Source organism: Clostridium ihumii AP5, assembly GCF_000612845.1.
Taxonomy (GTDB): domain Bacteria; phylum Bacillota; class Clostridia; order Clostridiales; family Clostridiaceae; genus Clostridium_J; species Clostridium_J ihumii.
In genome coordinates, this window is record NZ_CCAT010000045.1 from 161,528 (window position 1) to 179,293 (window position 17,766).

18 protein-coding genes are annotated in these 17,766 nt (G+C 25.5%); 1 reads left to right on the top strand and 17 read right to left on the bottom strand.

What is annotated here, in order from left to right; all coding sequences use genetic code 11:
* Positions 1 to 137 precede the first annotated feature (137 nt).
* From BN346_RS08600 to BN346_RS08660, 13 genes are all read right to left on the bottom strand, one after another.
* Positions 138 to 2,165 (bottom strand): sigma-54 interaction domain-containing protein, encoded by a 2,028-nt coding sequence (locus tag BN346_RS08600; RefSeq protein WP_040327894.1) that lies wholly within the window; start codon positions 2,163 to 2,165, stop codon positions 138 to 140.
* A 199-nt stretch (positions 2,166 to 2,364) separates the two neighbouring features.
* Positions 2,365 to 3,333 (bottom strand): transposase, encoded by a 969-nt coding sequence (locus BN346_RS08605; protein ID WP_040327895.1) that lies wholly within the window; start codon positions 3,331 to 3,333, stop codon positions 2,365 to 2,367.
* A gap of 183 nt (positions 3,334 to 3,516) precedes the next feature.
* Complete coding sequence (locus BN346_RS08610; RefSeq protein ID WP_040327896.1) at positions 3,517 to 4,119, bottom strand: HAD family hydrolase; 603 nt, start codon at positions 4,117 to 4,119, stop codon at positions 3,517 to 3,519.
* A gap of 44 nt (positions 4,120 to 4,163) precedes the next feature.
* Entirely contained in the window at positions 4,164 to 5,924 is a 1,761-nt protein-coding gene (locus tag BN346_RS08615) for an ATP-binding cassette domain-containing protein (protein WP_051540199.1), read from the bottom strand.
* Positions 5,921 to 7,666, bottom strand: a complete 1,746-nt coding sequence (locus BN346_RS08620; RefSeq protein WP_040327898.1) for an ABC transporter ATP-binding protein — start codon at positions 7,664 to 7,666, stop codon at positions 5,921 to 5,923. Before BN346_RS08620 ends, BN346_RS08615 begins: the two co-directional genes overlap by 4 nt.
* Before the next feature lie 41 nt (positions 7,667 to 7,707).
* Positions 7,708 to 8,247: a GNAT family N-acetyltransferase gene (locus tag BN346_RS08625; RefSeq protein WP_040327900.1), complete on the bottom strand. Its 540-nt coding sequence runs from the start codon at positions 8,245 to 8,247 to the stop codon at positions 7,708 to 7,710.
* 96 nt (positions 8,248 to 8,343) lie between these two features.
* Positions 8,344 to 9,270: a GNAT family N-acetyltransferase gene (locus tag BN346_RS08630; protein ID WP_051540201.1), complete on the bottom strand. Its 927-nt coding sequence runs from the start codon at positions 9,268 to 9,270 to the stop codon at positions 8,344 to 8,346.
* 23 nt (positions 9,271 to 9,293) lie between these two features.
* Positions 9,294 to 10,463 (bottom strand): hypothetical protein, encoded by a 1,170-nt coding sequence (locus tag BN346_RS08635; RefSeq protein ID WP_040327901.1) that lies wholly within the window; start codon positions 10,461 to 10,463, stop codon positions 9,294 to 9,296.
* 166 nt (positions 10,464 to 10,629) lie between these two features.
* The gene (locus tag BN346_RS08640) at positions 10,630 to 10,908 is read right to left on the bottom strand and encodes a CD3324 family protein (RefSeq protein WP_040327903.1); all 279 of its coding nucleotides are present in this window, start codon (positions 10,906 to 10,908) and stop codon (positions 10,630 to 10,632) included.
* Positions 10,909 to 11,201: 293 nt separating this feature from the next.
* Entirely contained in the window at positions 11,202 to 11,828 is a 627-nt protein-coding gene (locus tag BN346_RS08645; protein WP_040327905.1) for a YdcF family protein, read from the bottom strand.
* Between the two features lie 23 nt (positions 11,829 to 11,851).
* Positions 11,852 to 12,370 (bottom strand): GNAT family N-acetyltransferase, encoded by a 519-nt coding sequence (locus BN346_RS08650; protein ID WP_040327907.1) that lies wholly within the window; start codon positions 12,368 to 12,370, stop codon positions 11,852 to 11,854.
* A 3-nt stretch (positions 12,371 to 12,373) separates the two neighbouring features.
* A complete protein-coding gene (locus BN346_RS08655; protein ID WP_040327909.1) occupies positions 12,374 to 13,024 on the bottom strand; it encodes a hypothetical protein in 651 nt (216 codons plus the stop codon).
* 22 nt (positions 13,025 to 13,046) lie between these two features.
* Positions 13,047 to 13,826: a GNAT family N-acetyltransferase gene (locus tag BN346_RS08660; RefSeq protein WP_040327910.1), complete on the bottom strand. Its 780-nt coding sequence runs from the start codon at positions 13,824 to 13,826 to the stop codon at positions 13,047 to 13,049.
* Positions 13,827 to 14,021: 195 nt separating this feature from the next.
* Here BN346_RS08660 and BN346_RS08665 point away from each other — a divergent pair, with 195 nt between their 5' ends.
* The gene (locus tag BN346_RS08665) at positions 14,022 to 14,630 is read left to right on the top strand and encodes a class I SAM-dependent methyltransferase (protein ID WP_040327913.1); all 609 of its coding nucleotides are present in this window, start codon (positions 14,022 to 14,024) and stop codon (positions 14,628 to 14,630) included.
* Between the two features lie 77 nt (positions 14,631 to 14,707).
* Here the strand turns inward: BN346_RS08665 and BN346_RS08670 are convergent, their stop codons facing one another.
* The 4 genes from BN346_RS08670 to BN346_RS08685 form a co-directional block, all read right to left on the bottom strand.
* Positions 14,708 to 14,914, bottom strand: a complete 207-nt coding sequence (locus BN346_RS08670; protein ID WP_040327915.1) for a hypothetical protein — start codon at positions 14,912 to 14,914, stop codon at positions 14,708 to 14,710.
* A 221-nt stretch (positions 14,915 to 15,135) separates the two neighbouring features.
* Positions 15,136 to 16,062, bottom strand: coding sequence for a GNAT family N-acetyltransferase (locus BN346_RS08675; RefSeq protein ID WP_040327916.1), 927 nt, complete (start codon positions 16,060 to 16,062; stop codon positions 15,136 to 15,138).
* 335 nt (positions 16,063 to 16,397) lie between these two features.
* Positions 16,398 to 16,604 carry a hypothetical protein gene (locus BN346_RS08680; protein WP_040327918.1) on the bottom strand — a complete coding sequence of 69 codons (207 nt, stop codon included), beginning with the start codon at positions 16,602 to 16,604 and terminating at the stop codon, positions 16,398 to 16,400.
* Positions 16,605 to 16,735: 131 nt separating this feature from the next.
* Positions 16,736 to 17,683 carry a GNAT family N-acetyltransferase gene (locus BN346_RS08685; protein ID WP_040327920.1) on the bottom strand — a complete coding sequence of 316 codons (948 nt, stop codon included), beginning with the start codon at positions 17,681 to 17,683 and terminating at the stop codon, positions 16,736 to 16,738.
* Between the last annotated feature and the right edge of the window lie 83 nt (positions 17,684 to 17,766).

Genomic DNA, 17,766 nt, shown 5'->3' on the forward strand with positions numbered 1-17,766 from the left:
ATAATTTGAATAAATACATGTAGTTTTATTTATTAATTAGAAAATATTAATATCTTAATTAATTTCTGAATTTACTTTTTATTTTCAATAGGTGTAAAAATAGGTGTATTTTAAAATAAACACACCTATTTTTACACCTATTTATTGAATTCTTCAAGAAACTTAATACCTTTTTCCGATATAACACTTCCCTTTCTTCCTTTTCCACTTATAATTAAATCTATCTTGCTGCAATCTAATAATATTTTTCTTACATCATTTTCACTTATGTCTATATTCTTTTTATTTAATATCTTAACTATATTATTTCTTCCAATATTTTGATTTAAATTGTTGAAAAAATTAATTTCCTTTAATACCTCAACAACAACGTTAAAGTTATGCTTATTTTCCAAAAATATTTTTTCCTCTTCAAAATTTTTATTTACAGTATCATGTTGAAAATAATATGGTAAATCCTCTACACATATAACATTTTCACACATTAACTCTAGATAGGATGCTAAATTTTGAAGTTCCCTTACATTTCCTGGCCAATCATAGTTAACAAGTGCATATTTAGCCGAATCTTCTATTTCTATTTCTCTATTTATAAAATGAATAAGTAAATCAACTATATCTTCTTTCCTTTTTCTTAGTGGAGGAATATTTAGTGGTAATACATTTAATCTATAATATAAATCTCCCCTAAATTTATCTTCCTCTACAAGTTGTAACAGATTTTTATTTGTTGCCGCTATAACTCTTATATTTATATCTATTACCTTATTTGCACCTATTCTCGTTACTTGTCTTTCTTGCAATACTCTTAAAAGTTTAGTTTGAAGATATAATGGCATGTCACCTATTTCATCTAAAAATATAGTTCCATTGTTAGCTTGCTCAAACAATCCCTGTTTTCCGTCCTTTAATGCTCCAGTAAATGCTCCTGATTCATATCCAAAAAGTTCACTTTCCAATAAATTTTCTGGCATAGCAGCACAGTTTACAGCTATAAATGGTTGCTTACTTCTAAGTGAATTATTATGTATAGATTGAGCAAATAATTCTTTTCCAGTTCCACTTTCACCTAATATCAGTACAGTTAAGTCTGATGTAGATATTTTTTGTGATAATTTTATTGTTTCATTCATACTTTTTGATTTTGTTATTATGTCTTTAAAATTATATCTTGCTATATGCCCCTTTTCTCTAATCTTCTTACTTAAATTTTGTTCTAGCTGTCTTATGTATGTAATTTCTTGAAAATGATAATATACCCCACTTTCAAGTCCAAAACTGCATATAGTATGTTTATTTACATTTATAAATCTTTTATTAAACTCTATAACTTCATCTTTAAAATCATTTTTATTTAACAGAAAATTTAATTTATCATTAAATACACTATCTATACTTTCACCAATAATATTTCTGTTTATTCCTAAAATATCTTTCATTTTCTCATTACATATAGTTATTTTTCCATCATAATATGTAAATATAATTCCATTTTCAGATAAATTTATTACCGTATCTAATTCTTCATTTCTTAAAAATAATTCTTTATATCTTTCACTAATTCCAACATCAGAGTTAACTAATTTTTCTGAGTACTTTATAAGATTACTATGTAAAAATTTCTTATCTTCATCTTTAATATCTATATATGACATTAACTTTATAAAAGTTGAAACGTCAATCTTTCTATCACCTACATCTACTATATTTTTTATATGACTAGGAACATTATTGCTTTCTCCTGGTGTTATTGCTATATATGTACTTTTATAATCTATATCCTCATAATACGGAATTAAATTTAAGTGATTTATTCCAAGTTCATAAAATAAACTCATTATTTCATATGTAGTTTCCTTATTGTCATTCACTACTAAAACATCAGTTCCTTCGGGAATTGAAAATATCTTAGGCATCTCTCTCGTTTCAATAGTTCTTTTAATGACTGTCACTTTTGAATTTGGTTTTATGTGCTTTCTTATCTCAAAAGCCCTTTCCTTTATCATTACTAGTACAATTTCTTCATCTATAATAAAATCGTCACTAAATTCTTTTAAAAAGTAATTATTTACAACTATTTTATCAGCAAAAACTTCCTTTAAATTTTCTTTTAAAACCCTTGCCAACCTTGAATTAGAGTCTGTTATTAATGCTATCTCCTTCATTAAATCCTCCACAAAATTTATTATTGTAGGTGACAGTCATTTTTATTAATGACTGTCACTTTTTAGGTGCATTTTATAAATTAATAATAAATCAACTATTAATTATCACTATTTATTATGTGTTTTATTTCTTTTTTTTATAGCTTGTACATTTTTAGTTTATTATAATTATTTTCAAGCAATTTATCAAAATTTTTTATTATTTATTTTCTCTATAAAATTTTTCTATTATATATTGATATTTTTCATTTTCTAATATCAATCTAATTCCTTCATTACTTAATATGTTTACTTCCTCTATAGACATATATTCTAACATATCACCAATTTGTCTTGTTGTTTTTCTTGTATATATTCCTGATAGTAATACAAATAGTGACTTAGCTTCCTTTACTCCATGTTCATCTTTGGTTAAAAATAAACTTTTTAATATACCTGTTTCTTTCTCAACAAAATCTACTACTTTTTCTATAGGAAAATCTCTTTTTAATATTTCTCTTGGTTTTTCAAATGTTTTATCTTCTAGTATTATTTCTATATTTTTATTCATAATTTTAATTGGAATATCTAAATTTAATTCATTGAAATGATTTACCTTTTGTGTAAGTGTAAATTTGAATAGCTCTAAGTATGATTGTTTTGCATAATATTCCCTATTATTCCTCTTTGTCGTAGCCAGTATACTAAGTACAAAATCTGTATCTATTACTTTAAATTCATCTTTTTTTCCTAAATAGCATTTCATGCTTGAAAATCTATATTCCTCTGCTTTATCCCTATAGCCTTTAATATCTCTTGCATTAGCATGAATATATAATGATGCCTTTAACATTTGTTCATCTGATTTTATTAATTCACTAAAAAATCTTTCCTTTAATAGTGAACCACTAGTTTTATGTTTCTTATTATAGTATTTTACATATCTAAGTCCTATGCTTTTCATTATTACTGATATTTTTTCACCATTGGAATCTATTAAAAAATGTGCATGGGTATCCATTAGGCAATATCCATATACTTTAAACTGATATTTTATTTGACTTTCTCTCATTTTTTCCATAAACATTTCTTTATCTTTTTCATTACAAAATAACTTCTTTGGTTTTGATTCCTTTATTACTATATGATATATTCCATTTTCTTCAGTTATCCTTGCATAACGTGACAAAACTATCTCTCCTTTATATATGTTTTATTTATGAGTATAGCCAAGTAAAACATATATAAACAACTTTTCCATTTATATACCACTATTAATTTAGGTGACAGTCATTAAACTTAATATAAATTGAGATTGATGATAATACAGGATATCTTCACTCCCAATTTATATTAAATCATAAGTACTATTCTATAAGAAACCTTTTAAATTTAATTTTTCTTTTAATTTTTTATAATCCTCTAAATGTATTGTATCCATTCCAAGAGATGATGCCATGTCTACATTTTCTTTAACATCATCTATAAAAATTGACTCTTCATATTTAATTTTATAGGTATCGATTAAACTTCCAAACATTTCCTTTTCTAGCTTTATGCATTTAATCTTGGCTGAAATAACAATTCCATCTGCATCCTTAAAAAAATCATATTTTTTATATACATTATCAAAAGCTATATCATGAAAATTTGATAAAATATAAATTTTATATCCCTTTTCCTTTAAATCATTTAAAATTTGTATATTTTCATCTATTGGTTTAAGTAGATTGTGCCAATCATTCATTACATCTTTTATTATATTTTCTTTATTCCTCATTCTCATGCAAAATTTTTCAGTAGCTTCTTCTGTTTTAATAACACCATTATCTAACATTATCCATTCATCACTTTTAAAAATAATATTATAAATTTTTTCTGCTAGTTTATCATCATTCAATTTTGACTTAAGATACTCCATAGGCTTAAATGTAAGCAAAACATTACCTAAATCAAAAACTACATTTTTAATCATAACAGATCATATCCCCCCCCTTGAATATATGTAATTAATGAACTTTAAACAATATTTTTAAATTCCATTGACTTCTCAATTAGTTCATTAAAAGTTCCTTCACTTTCAATTCTACCATCTTTTAAAACAATTATCTTGTTGGCCTTTTCAAGTATAAATCTTTTATTAGATACAATAATAAAACTAGATTCATTATTTTTAAGTAATCTTGTCCAGAAAGTTTTTTCTGTACTTATATCAAGAGCACTTGATATGTCATCTAAAATAAAAATTTGTGATTTCCTTACAAACATACGTGCTGCTGCTAATCTTTGAATTTGTCCTCCAGACAATTTTGTTCCTTTTGTCCCTATTACAGTTTCTAATTTATTTTCTAAAATCTCAATGTCCTTTTCAAAGACAGCTTCCCATATAGCTTTATCTAAATCCTTGCTATTTTCTGAAACTCCTAAAAATATATTGCTCTTTACTGTGTCACTAAATAAACTGGGGATTTGTGGCATATATGCACTTATGGGTGGTATAAAGAAACTTTTATTATCTTCTATACATTTATTATTATAATAAACCTCTCCTTTTGATTTTGGTAAAAGTCCTAGTAAAGATTTTAACAAAGTACTCTTTCCTGACCCAGTCCTGCCTGCAACAACTAAAATTTCTCCTTTTTTTAATGAGAAGCTTATGTCTTTTATTCCATTTTGTGATTTATCATATATATAAGTTAATTTTTCTACAATTAATAAATCCATAATACTTTCATTATTTACTTCAATATTTCTTTCTTTTAATATTTCTTCTTTCAAATTTATATTTTTATATTTTAATAATTCATTTGAATTTTCATTTATATCAATTTGCTTTAGTATATTCCTATAGCCTACATTAGTTTGTTTTAAATATACAATAAAGTTTCCAAGTGATTCAATACTATCAGTTACAAATGCTAAATAGTAAACAAATATACTAAAATCACCTACTGTAAAAGTTCCTTCACCTATAGAACTAGCACATAAAAGTAATATTGCTCCTGTTCCTAAATTTATTGCATTATTATATATAGAATCTATTAATTGAGTTAAAATAGTATCTTTAATCATGATCTTATGTCTTTTATCATTTAAAACTCTTAATCTTCTAATTATATCTTGTTTTGCACCTGCCACCTTAATAGTTAAAATAGAATCAAATATCTCACAAATAAATCCATTAACTTCTCCAGTTGCCATTCTTCCTTTTTCTCTATTAATTTCAATATTCTTTTCTGATTTTTGAGCTATTCTTATTACTAAAATTAATGGTATAAAAACAGCAAATGTGATTTTTACATTTATATAACTTAAAATAATAATAGCTCCAATTGCACGTACAACTTGTCCAATAACTGTTCCTAACCAAGAAACCGTTGTTTCTATTTGGGATACATCATCTCTAAAACAATTTAGCACTTCTCCAACTGAAGTTTTTATGGCTTTTGATCCAGGCTTTTTTAATATTAAATTTAGCATGTTTCTTCTTAATAATGTAGTTATATAAAACTGATTTAAATTACTATTTATAAAGTATATTTTTTTTATAATAACATGAATGATTGTAATTAGTACCATAAAAAAAACTAACTGATATTGATTAAAATTTGAATTAACTTTTCCACCCATAATATCAAAAAACTCTTTTACAACAATTCCTTCTGCTAAAGGTATTGTTGCCATTAAAAGTTCCATAAAAATATTAACACTGTATAAAATTGGCTTGTACATTATTAAATTAATAATGTACTTGTTTTTATTCTTTTTTCTCATATTCATACAAGTACCTCATCTATTCCACCTTCAATCAAGTTGTAATATGTTGAGTTTTTATCTTCTAAAAGATTTTTTCTCTCACCAAATTCTATTACACACCCTTTTTCAAGAATCATAATTTTATCTGCTTTATTAAGTGTTGATAATCTATGTGCTATTATAATACACGTCCTATCTCTTAAAATTTTATTCAGTGCATTTTCTATTAATTTTTCAGTTTCAACATCTATTCTGGATGTTGCTTCATCTAGAATTATAAGTTTAGGTTTTTTTATAAATACTCTAGTAAATGCTATTAATTGTGCTTCCCCTACTGATATACTTTTTGAACCCATTTCTAAATTAGTTTCTAATCCATTTTTTAAACTTTCATACCATTTTCCAAATCCCAAACTATATATGCTATCTAGTATTTGTTTATCATCAATGTAATTTTTAAACATAGTTATATTTTCTCTTATTGTACCTTTAAGAATCTCAACATCTTGTGTTATGTATGCTATATTATCTGTAAATACCTGCTCATTTAATGATTTTATATCCTTTTTATTCAATAAAATTACGCCTTTTTTCACATCATACATTCTAACAATAATACGAGCTAATGTAGTTTTTCCACTTCCTGTGTGTCCCAATATTCCAAGTACCTTCCCACCTTCCAGTTTTATTGAGATATCTTTTAATACATCTATACTTTCTTCATATTGAAAATCTACATTTTTTAACTGTATCTCTAAGGAGTCTTTTTGATTTAGAAATTCCTTTCCATATTTTATATTTGATTTTACTTGAAATAAATCAAATACTCTTATAATACTAGCACCTGATAACTGTAATTCTTGAAGATTAACTCTAATTTGTTCCAAAGGCCTTCTTAATATTTCTGTATAATTGAATATCAAATATGCTGTTCCCACAGTTATAATTCCTTTTTTCCATAAATGCAAAGATACAGAGAAAGATATAATTGTACTAGTAGCAAATATAATTAAAATAACTGACCATAATGTAGCCCAAGTTAATTTAGCCTTACGTGTTACTGGATATATTTTTCTCGTTATATCATAAAATTTTCCCATTATATATTTTTTAGCTCCATTTGCTGCTATATCCTCAGTATTTGAAATATATTCTCCCAATCTTCCATAAAATTCAGCATTTGCTTTACTTTCATCTATCCAATATTTCTCTGTTTTTGATTTTGTTTTCCATAAAATTAGTATAGAAAAAATAGAAAAGACAGTTATACTTACTCCAACAAACATGTTTTCTTTAAATAAAATTATTAAAATTCCAACAAGAAGTATTAGATTATTTATCATATTCAATATAATTCTTGAAAATAAATCAAACATTTGTGATATGTCACCATCTACTCTTTCTAAAAGTTCGCCTGGAGTATGCTCTTTATGAAAACACATATCTAAATTTATACAATGTTCAATTAAATCTAATCTTATGTTATTAGTTATCTTCCAAGCCTCCTTTTCTCCTATATATACTGTTAAAACACTAAATACTTGAGTAAAAAATGCAATTACTAAAAACATGGAAGCAGCATATATTAAATTCTTACCCACATTTCCATTAGTTGCTTCATCTATAAAATATCTTGATATTTGTGGATTTATAATTTGCATAAAAATATTTATTAACGACATAATAAACATTGCTATCAGCATAATTTTTTGTTCTTTTAAATACTTATAAAAAAATTTAATATAACTTTTCTTTTTTCCCTCCATATTATGCCCCTTTCATGTGCTATCTAAATTAAATTTTCATTTTATATTTTTATCTTTTTTTTCATTCTAAAAATTTTTGTTTCTTTATTGTCAATATCTACATTACATATTTCAAAGATTTCAAAATTCAACTTTTCATAAACTTTTATTGCTCTTTTATTAAATTCAGCTACAGCACATCTAATATAATCACCATGATAGTCATATTTTTTTACAGCAAATTCAATACAACTTAAAATAAATTCCTTGCCTAAACCTTTACCACATAATTCTGGTTTTAATCCCCACCCCATCCACATTTCATATATCTTTTTATCATCATTTAATATCGTCTCATATTCAACATATCCATCATCTTCTGACTCCTCATTTTCTTCTTCAAAAAATTCGATAGTCAATTCCCCTATAAGATTATTTTTTTCATTTAAAACTGCAAATCTTCCTAACCCCCATAATGATTCATCTAATAATTCTTCTTTTTCATTGCAATAATCATAAATACTATATTCATCTTTATATTTCCAATTATTAATCATTTCGCTTGCATAAGCATAATTCATATCAACAAATTTAAACTCCATTTGTTCCCCCTCCATAAAACTTATAATCTATAGTCAAATTTCCACAAATAAAGTTCACTAAAAATCTTTTAAACTCTTAATGAACTTTATTATTTTTTATATATTATTTTCCATAACTTTTAGTTCCATTTCAGATAATTCTACACCCTTCATGAATCCTAAATTGTAATAAACATTTTCTGCTTCATTTCCTATATCAACATATAATCTAACTACTGGATACTTTTCACTTAGATTTGTCAATGATTTCTTTATCATATCACTACCAATCCCTCTACCTTGATAACTAGGCTTTACAGCTATTTGACTTATCAATGGCCACTCCTGAAAAATTGATATATAACAAAGTCCTACAAGTTCTTTAGTTTCTTTATCATATACCAAAGTGGAAGCTCTATTTAAAAAATCATTTTCTAAGTTATCATCAAAGTAATCTTTAACCCATGAAGTATATTCTTCTAAACTATACTTAAAATTTAATCCATCATTATTTTCAAATGCTTCATATAATAGTTTTCCCATTTCAACTTCATTTTCTCTTTTAGGTAAACATATATCATACTTTTCATTTAAATTATCACTAATTATTTCTGTTATTCTTATCATCCACCTACCACTTTCAAACTTTTTAAATCCTAACTTTTCATAAATATCTATTTGTGATGAATCCACTACTGATGCTATTATAGGCTTTGATAAATCAGACCATTTAATTAATGCATTCTTTAATTTTTTTAAAATTTCATATTCATTATTGTATGGAGGTATAAGAAATAACCCTTCTATATAATTTGATTCTATAAAAACCCCACCAATTTTCTTATGATTTTTTACAATCCAAAAACAACCATCATCTTCTGATACACTAGAACGCATCATTTCATAACTTTTTTTAAAATAGTTATCTTCTTTTTGAAGACCACAATAGGTGGCATAATATTTTGAAAACTCTTTGTAATCTGCCTTTTCTAATTGGTAATCCTCTTCTAAATCATATATTTGTATTTCACTTAAATTTTTCATTTATATCACACCTTTCTTTTAAATTATTCACTTTTTCTAACTTCTTGACCATCTTCAATGATGTCAGAAAAATGCATATGATTAAACTTCCAGCTTCCTTCTTTTTTTACTAAAACACCAACAAATTTCATCGGTAGCATTTGTTTTTCATCTTGCATACAATTCAATGCATTATTTATTGAAAATAAAACATCTTGTAGTAATTCTATCTTTGATTTATCCTGCTTTTTATAATAATCAAAATTTTGTTTTGGCCAAGTACATACTTTATCTTCTTTAAAATTAAATGTTATAAATGCTTTTGATAAAACTACTGCTACATTTTCATAAACATAAATATAAGCATTTTCTCTATTTAAATTAAAATCTCCCCAATATTTCCAATCACTTTCAAATAATTCTTTTCCTTCATTAAATCCATAAAAATCTTCACCTTGGTCTGTTCCAAATATAAATAAATTTTCATCATTCCAAAGTAATTTTTCTCCATAAATATTGACTAATTTTTCATCACGTTTATCATATCCATCTTGAAAAATGTCTAATATTTTTTTAATTTCTTTTATATCTTCATTATCTTTTTGTCTTATTTCTAAAATTTTTAAAGTATCATCTAAATTTTCATCATCTAAAACTATTTCTCTTCCATCTAATGCACAAGAAATATTCATATGTTTAATCTTCCATATATTCTTGTTATTGATCATTACAATAGTTGCTCTAAATGGGCATATATAAGTTTCACCTAAACTTATATTATATAAAGTTCTTGAAATTTCATCTGAGAGTTTTAGCAAATCTCTTCTTGATGCACCTTTGTCTAATGTTTCAGCCATACAATTCACCATATTTTTACTAACATCATTTTCAGTATTAATAAATGTGCTTTTACCATTAATAGCTACACTTGCAATATCTCCTTCAACACTAATTATTGACTTATCTATATCTAGTTCTATATTTTTAAAAAGTTTATTACTATCATCCCAATAAATTTTAAATGCACTTTTTATATTTTCTACCCCAAAATGCCAATCATTTAATCCCTTCCCTATAAAACTTGTATCATCTTCATTTACAAAAAAATTATTAACAAAATCATCAATATTTTTTAAATCATTTTTTATATACTCTTTTTCAAAATTTCTTAAAGTTTCTTTTATAATATTTATTGTTTCATTGTTTTTAGTCATTTTTATCTCATCCCCTTACTAAATCTTCTCTTCATATTAAAATTATATTATTTAACAGCTTTATCTTATATATCCAACTTGATTCCGTATTAAAGTTAAACAAAAATAACACCTATTTGAAATCAATCAAATTAGGTGTTATTTTTTATAAATGTTTTTCATGTCTTTACGAACATGCTTTTTTCTCTTGACTTATTATTCTTCTAATGCTTTGTTCCGATAGAAAATATTCTTCTGCTAATAACGCTACTTTATATCCACTAATATATTTCTTGAAAATTTCATTATTTCTCTTTTTAAGACTATTTCTTGTTCCATTCTTTTCACCCCAAGCTTTTTCATTTTCACTTTTTCTTGGAATGTATACATATTCTCCATCTATATACTTTTGAATTAATTCTATAACTTCCTTTGGTAACACATTATGTGCTTTAACATGTTTCATAAAATTTGCCCCTCCTTAATTTTTTTAATTAAGGCAAAGGCCATGAAACAGTAAGCATAATTACTAATTAATGCCTAAGCATGTAAAGGAACCTATTTCAGCTAAAATTTTAAATTAGGCTCCAAGCAAAGTATAGCTGACTGAGTCATTTTGGCCTTTGCTTGAAGCATTTTATTTACAGTAGCATAAAATAAATTATAACATTTCATAAAGCACCACTCCTTTTGTTCATTAATAAATCTCTATTCAATTCATCTTATTCTAGATATATATTAAAATACCTTTAAATAGTTTCAATTTTCGGTAAATTGTTTATGAACTTCATTTTCTAATATAACTTCTTTAAAATAACTTTTAAATTGAGAACCACATTTACTTAATTCATTCATAACTTTCTCTATGCCTTTATCTGTTTCAAACCAATTAGTTTTCTTTATATCATTTACATCTGAAGTGCACATAATTAACTTAGTTTCTGGATATGCCCACTTATAGTACATATATGAACGTCTAGAATGAAAAGACTTACAACATATTATTGCTTTTCTTATATCTAATCCTAGTTCATCTGTAACTTGTCGAGATTTAAATGCATTTTCATAGGTGTTTTCTGCACAATCTTCTTTTAAAATTGCATTTTCATCTACATTGTTTTTTAATAAAACACCTTTAAAGAATTCCCATTCTGTTTTATATTCTTCATTGTATATGTTAATTTTTGATGAAGGGCCTGCAAAGCATCCTCTTTTAGGATTGTATTTTCCTGATGGAAGTATTAGATTTGCGTAACCATTTTGGTATAGAGTTGCAGCCCTTTCTCCTAATTCTGAATATGATCCTCCTGGGATAAATATAATATCTGACCTCTCAGGTTTATCTTCTAAAAATATAAAATTACCAATATCATCTATAGACTTCATAAAATATCACTCCTTTTATTCATCTAGTTAAGTTTTAAAAATTTAGCTAATAATAGTAAATTTTCATATTTATCATTTATTTTTATAGCATTATTTTTTACACCTTCTACAATAAATCCAAACTTTTTATAAAGTCCAATTGCAACAGTATTCTTTTCAAAAACCTCTAATTCTATTTTTTCAATTTCATTTTCTCTGCACCAGTTTATTAATTCTTCCATTAAAATACTTCCTATTTTTAAGCCACTATATTTTTTTAAAATAGTTATTCCTAAAATACCTACATGTTTAGTTTTAATTTTATTATCCCTATGTAATGTAATACAACCAACTATTTTATTGTTTATTTCTGCAACTAAAAATAGTGCTGTTTCCTCAATATATTTTTCTTCTTTTTCAATAGTAATATTAAATTCTTCAGAAGTTGATGGGAAGAACTCCACTTCTTCCATAACCTGTTTTACGAGATTTATTATTTCAAGAGCATCTTCCTTTATTCCATATCTAATTATTAGTTCATCCCCATTTTTTAGTTTTATCATATTTTATCCCCTTTCAATTATGGTTTTTGTATTTAAATCTATTATTCGTGTTCTAGTATCACTCTTTGAAATATATATTTCTTCACCACTTTTATCTATACAATAAGAAATTGGTATTGAAATTCCACAATTTCTATATGACCCATCTGCATGACTTGTCCCTATTATCATTGTATTATATTTTTTAGCAATTTTCTTTGCTTCATTTATCCAGAGATTAAACTGCTCATTACTAAACATACCTACTCCAATTGGATGAACAATAAAATCAATTTTTCTATTTGCTTTTTCTAAATCTCTATATCCTTTTAAAATTTCCATACAAAGTAAATATCCAATACATAGTTTATTTGTTTCAACCACTAAAGGTTCATATAATTCACATTTAAATTCTGCTGGAGTTTTCCATCTTTCTAAAATCTTATTTCCATCTTTATCAATTATTAATGCTCTGTCTTTAAAGTCCTTTTTATATGAAGTAATTATCATGGTATTGTGTAATCTTGCTAATTTACAAGTATCTTCTAATAAAATCTCATCACATATATATCCTTCTGGATATATAACTAAATCTACATCTTCATTATTTTCAATATCTTTTCTTAATTGAAGAATTCCTCCTTCATGTACTGGCTGAGCTATTAAAATTTTCATATCAAACTACTCCCAACTTATACTATTTAAATTTTTCATTATTAACACAATAAGTATCATATGCACCTTCTAGCACATATCCTAACTTTTGAGCTAACTTAACAGATTCCATATTTGCTGCATCCCAGCTAGGATATTTGCCTCTATTTAGACAGTCTAAAATCAATGCAGAAGCTGCTATAGTTGCAAGACCTTTTCGTCTATATAGAGGATGTGTATCTATTTCTATTTCAATTCCATCATCATATACACTATAAGATGATGCACAACATATAACTTTGTCATCTTTTAAAATACAATATCCAATGCCCTTATTAAGATAGTCATCTATAGATTGAAATTGACTAGTAAAATCTTTAGAAAGCTCTTGAAATGAAAATGAATGTGCTAAATATGAATTTACTCTTTTCAACTCATATCCATCTGGTACTCTCTGTAGAAAAGATTTGATATGATTAACATCTAAATACTTAGGATTTTTCTTAAATGAGTATCTTTGAAATTTTTCTGCACGATTATTATAAATAGTTTCTATTTTTCTTTTCCATTCAGGTGTATTTACAATTATTAGTGCATATTCAGGTAAATTATATAACAATTCCTCTGCTTCTTTTAAACTACAATCTCCTGCATAAAAAACAAAAACTCCAACTATAACTTGAGCTACTTTAGGATTTTTAATATTATCAACCCAAGCATCTCCCATATATCCTTGCAAGCATGAAAGTATCATTGTATCATCCATATGTCTAAACATATCAATTAAATTTTTTCTTGTATCTTTCTTTGCTTTATAAATCATAAATTCATCCTTTCATATATAAAAATTAACTTAATATCCTTAATATTTTCAGAATATTAAGTGATTTAAAAATATCAATATATATTATATCATTAAAGTAAATATTTTTATATGATGTAATTTAATGTAAAAAAGTGTATAATATCTTACATGCTAATTGGCTTAGCTTAAATATAAACTTATTGGAGGTTTCATATGAATTTAATTTTCAGACAAACTCAGCTTTATAATTTCCTATCCTATTGTAATAAAATTGATTTAGACAAAACGGTTCTAGACTGTGGTGCTGGTGGAAACTTGCCACCTCTTGCTTTATTTTCAAGTCAAGGTTATAAAACTTATGGAATAGAACTTCGTGAAACTCAAATTGAAAAAGCCAATATTTTTTCTGATAAACATAAATTGTCTCTTAATATTTCAAAAGGTGATATTAGAAATCTTCCTTTTGAAAATGATTCTATTAGCTTCATATACTCTTACAATACTATTTTTCATATGACAAAAGAAGAAATAACTCAATCAGTAAATGAAATTAAAAGAGTTTTAAAACCTAATGGACTTTGCTTTATAAATTTTCTTTCTATATATGACTCTGATTATGGGAAAGGTGAAAAAGTAAACCATGGAGAATTTTTGCAAGATGAAGGTGATGAAAAGATTATTCATACTTACTATGAATTAAATGAAGCAGAAAAACATTTTAACGATATGAATATTTTATTTAAAGAAAGTAGAATTCTTCAAAGAATCTATGAAGGTGAAAAAATAACACAAGGTTATATTGATTATATAGTACAAAAATAGTTTATTTCTAAATAAAATTAAACAAAATATACAGGTCAAATACCTGTATATTTTGCTACTACTTCACAAATATTAAATTAAGCTTCGTGACCACAATATTTACATATCCATTTTAAAACATAATTACCGTCATTATTCATAACATACACCTTTTGATATTTATGATCATGTCCATCATCCAATCCTGGATGATGACCTTCATCTGCAAATGCTAAAGATGAAACTCCACATAACATAGTTGCTGTAAGTATAGTCATTACTACTTTTTTTAGTTTCTTATTCAATTTTATTCCCCCCTTCTATTTAACTATAAATAGATACTAACACATATTGGAAATTGTTTCATATTATGTTTTATCTTTTAATTATTTTTTTACCTTTTATTCACTTTTTTATTTAATTTTAATATTTTTTTAATATTTCTATTTGAACTATAGAACTATTTCAATCTTATTTATCAAAACACATTCATAAATAATAAAAAATTTAACTTATTTTAAATATACTAGAATTTCTTTTGCCAATGCCAAATTTCTGAAGTACTTTCAACTTTAAATCCTAAATCCCAATAAAACTTTTGATCCCCACCTAACATTCCTCTGCATTTAGGATTTATCTTCATTACTCGATTGGCAGCCTCATGTATAAGTGCTGTAGCAATTCCTTTTCTTCTACACCACCACACTACTCCCAATGGTTCTAATTCACAATATGGCATTTTTTCATTATACCAAATAATTGCCATACCAACTGGTTTTTCTTCTTCATCAACGATACATAAATCTAACTTAGGATTATAATTTGGCATTTTTCTAAGCTCACTAAATCCTATTTCACCTGTTTCCGCTGTAGGAAGTGTATAATTAAAAGAAAACATATGTGTGTTTGACAAGTAGAAATCTGGAGTTTGTGTACCATCTAAAATTTTATATTCTTCTGGTAATTTTATCTCAAACTCTTTTGTACCAAATGGCATAATAAGCAAGCGCTCTAAATCATTTTCTTTTTTAAATCCTCTACTAATAGCCATTTCCTTAACTTTTTTATATTCTGGTGTTAATAATAATCTTAAATGTCGTGTGTTATCTTTATAGTCTTTTTTAAAGCATGAAAAATATGTCTCAGCATGATGAAACATACTTTCTAATAACTTAGTGTTATTTTGCCTTTCTAAGCTATCAAATAAAAAGAAACATTCACTATTCCAAATTGCTTCGCTTATTACTGCTGAAATAATTTTATTATTTTCTTCCCAAATTCCAATTGTATGTCTCCAATTATCACATACATTTCCCCAAGCAATATGTGCACCTCTAGTAAACTCATGCCTACTAAGTCCCCATGCTGGCAAACTCCATTTATAACTTTCTAAAATCATCTCTTCAATCTTCATAAAATCTTTATCATTATAAAATCTAAAGTTAATGCTCATATGAATTCACCCCACTTTTACATTAAAACATATATCCTTTCTCTGAATTAAATTTCTAGATAATAAATTAATTTTAATTTATAACATTTCTTCAACTTCAAATAACCATTTTTTAATAGGTTTTATAACACATTTCATACTGTCTTTGTCAAAAAGGATTTTTTAAATTTCCTATTTCAATAGTTTCTAATAATGTCTTACTTCCTCCATTTTTTATTTAATATATTTTAATTATATTGTTATATAACTTCATATAATATTACCAATATAATTCAGTATTAAATTTGAACAAAAAAATACAGGGTACTAAATCCCCCTGTATCTTCTATTTATTTCTATTTTATATATCCGCACTTTACACATCTAAACATAGTTACAGCATTTCCATTCTTATCTAACCTTGATCCAGCATTTTTAAATTGATGTCTGCAACCAGCACCACCGCCATCTGAAGCATTTGATGCAAATACCATAGATGTTGTACCAAATAACATACATACAGTTAACATACTAATTAATAAACTTTTAAATTTCTTTTTCATTTTTCTTTCCCCCTTTTAAATTCGAGTTACCTTTATATATTACCATATTTTTCCTAAAATATAGATGTTATTTATGTCTTTTAATTTATTTTTAATTAAGTTTACATTATTTTCATATTATATTAAGTCTATTATTTATTATTCTTTAACTTTTCCCAGGTATGTCTATTTCCTACCAATGTAAATCCTGCTGATTCATATAATTTATTAGGTGCTGGAAATTGCTCTGGACAAAGTGTTAACACTGTTGATACTGTGGCACCTAAATTTTTAGCTTTCTTTAATGCATATAACATCATTTCTTTACTTATTCCTTTTCTTCTATGCTCTTTAATACAAGCTACTGCTTCAAAACTAGCCATTTTATTTTTTTCATCATATCTACCACTACATAATGCTACCGGACTATTTTCTGGTGACATAACTACAATATCTAATTCATCTCTATGTGCATAAGATTCTCTTGCTTTTCTTAATGAAACTTCATCAAATTCCATCCCTAGACAATCATTATATATTTCAATTACCTTACTTATATCTAAAATATCACAAAGGGATTTTATATAATATCCTTTTGGCAATTCAGGTTCACTTATAGGATATTTATTATAATAATCTCTTAATACCCAATATTCTTCTGTTCTATAATATCCATTTTCTATTAAAACTTTTTCTATATTAACATCACCATCAAAAGGACGCCATGAAGATTCACTAAAACTACTAATTCCAAGATCTACACTTCCATCTCTTATACACTTATTCACCTCTTCCTCTAAAGCTTTAAACATTTCACTAAATCTATGTTTATTTTTTTGATTTATAAATAACTGGTTTCTTTCGTATATCATTGCTCCACCCATAAGTTTATCACCTTCAAATAGAAGAAATGAAGAATCATGTAAGTCTTCTGAAATAGCTTCTATATAACTTTTATTTTCCTTATGGTCAATACCAAACTCTAATGAATTTATATTAAAATAAAATTTTGATCCTGACTCTGAAATACTTTCCTCTATAAACTTTCTTAATCTAAAATAGTCTTCTCTGCCATTAAATCTTCTACATGTTATATTCATAAATTCTCATAACCTTTCATATATAAATATTTAAGTGTAATACCCTTATTATAAAAATTATATGTTTATAATATAAAATAATC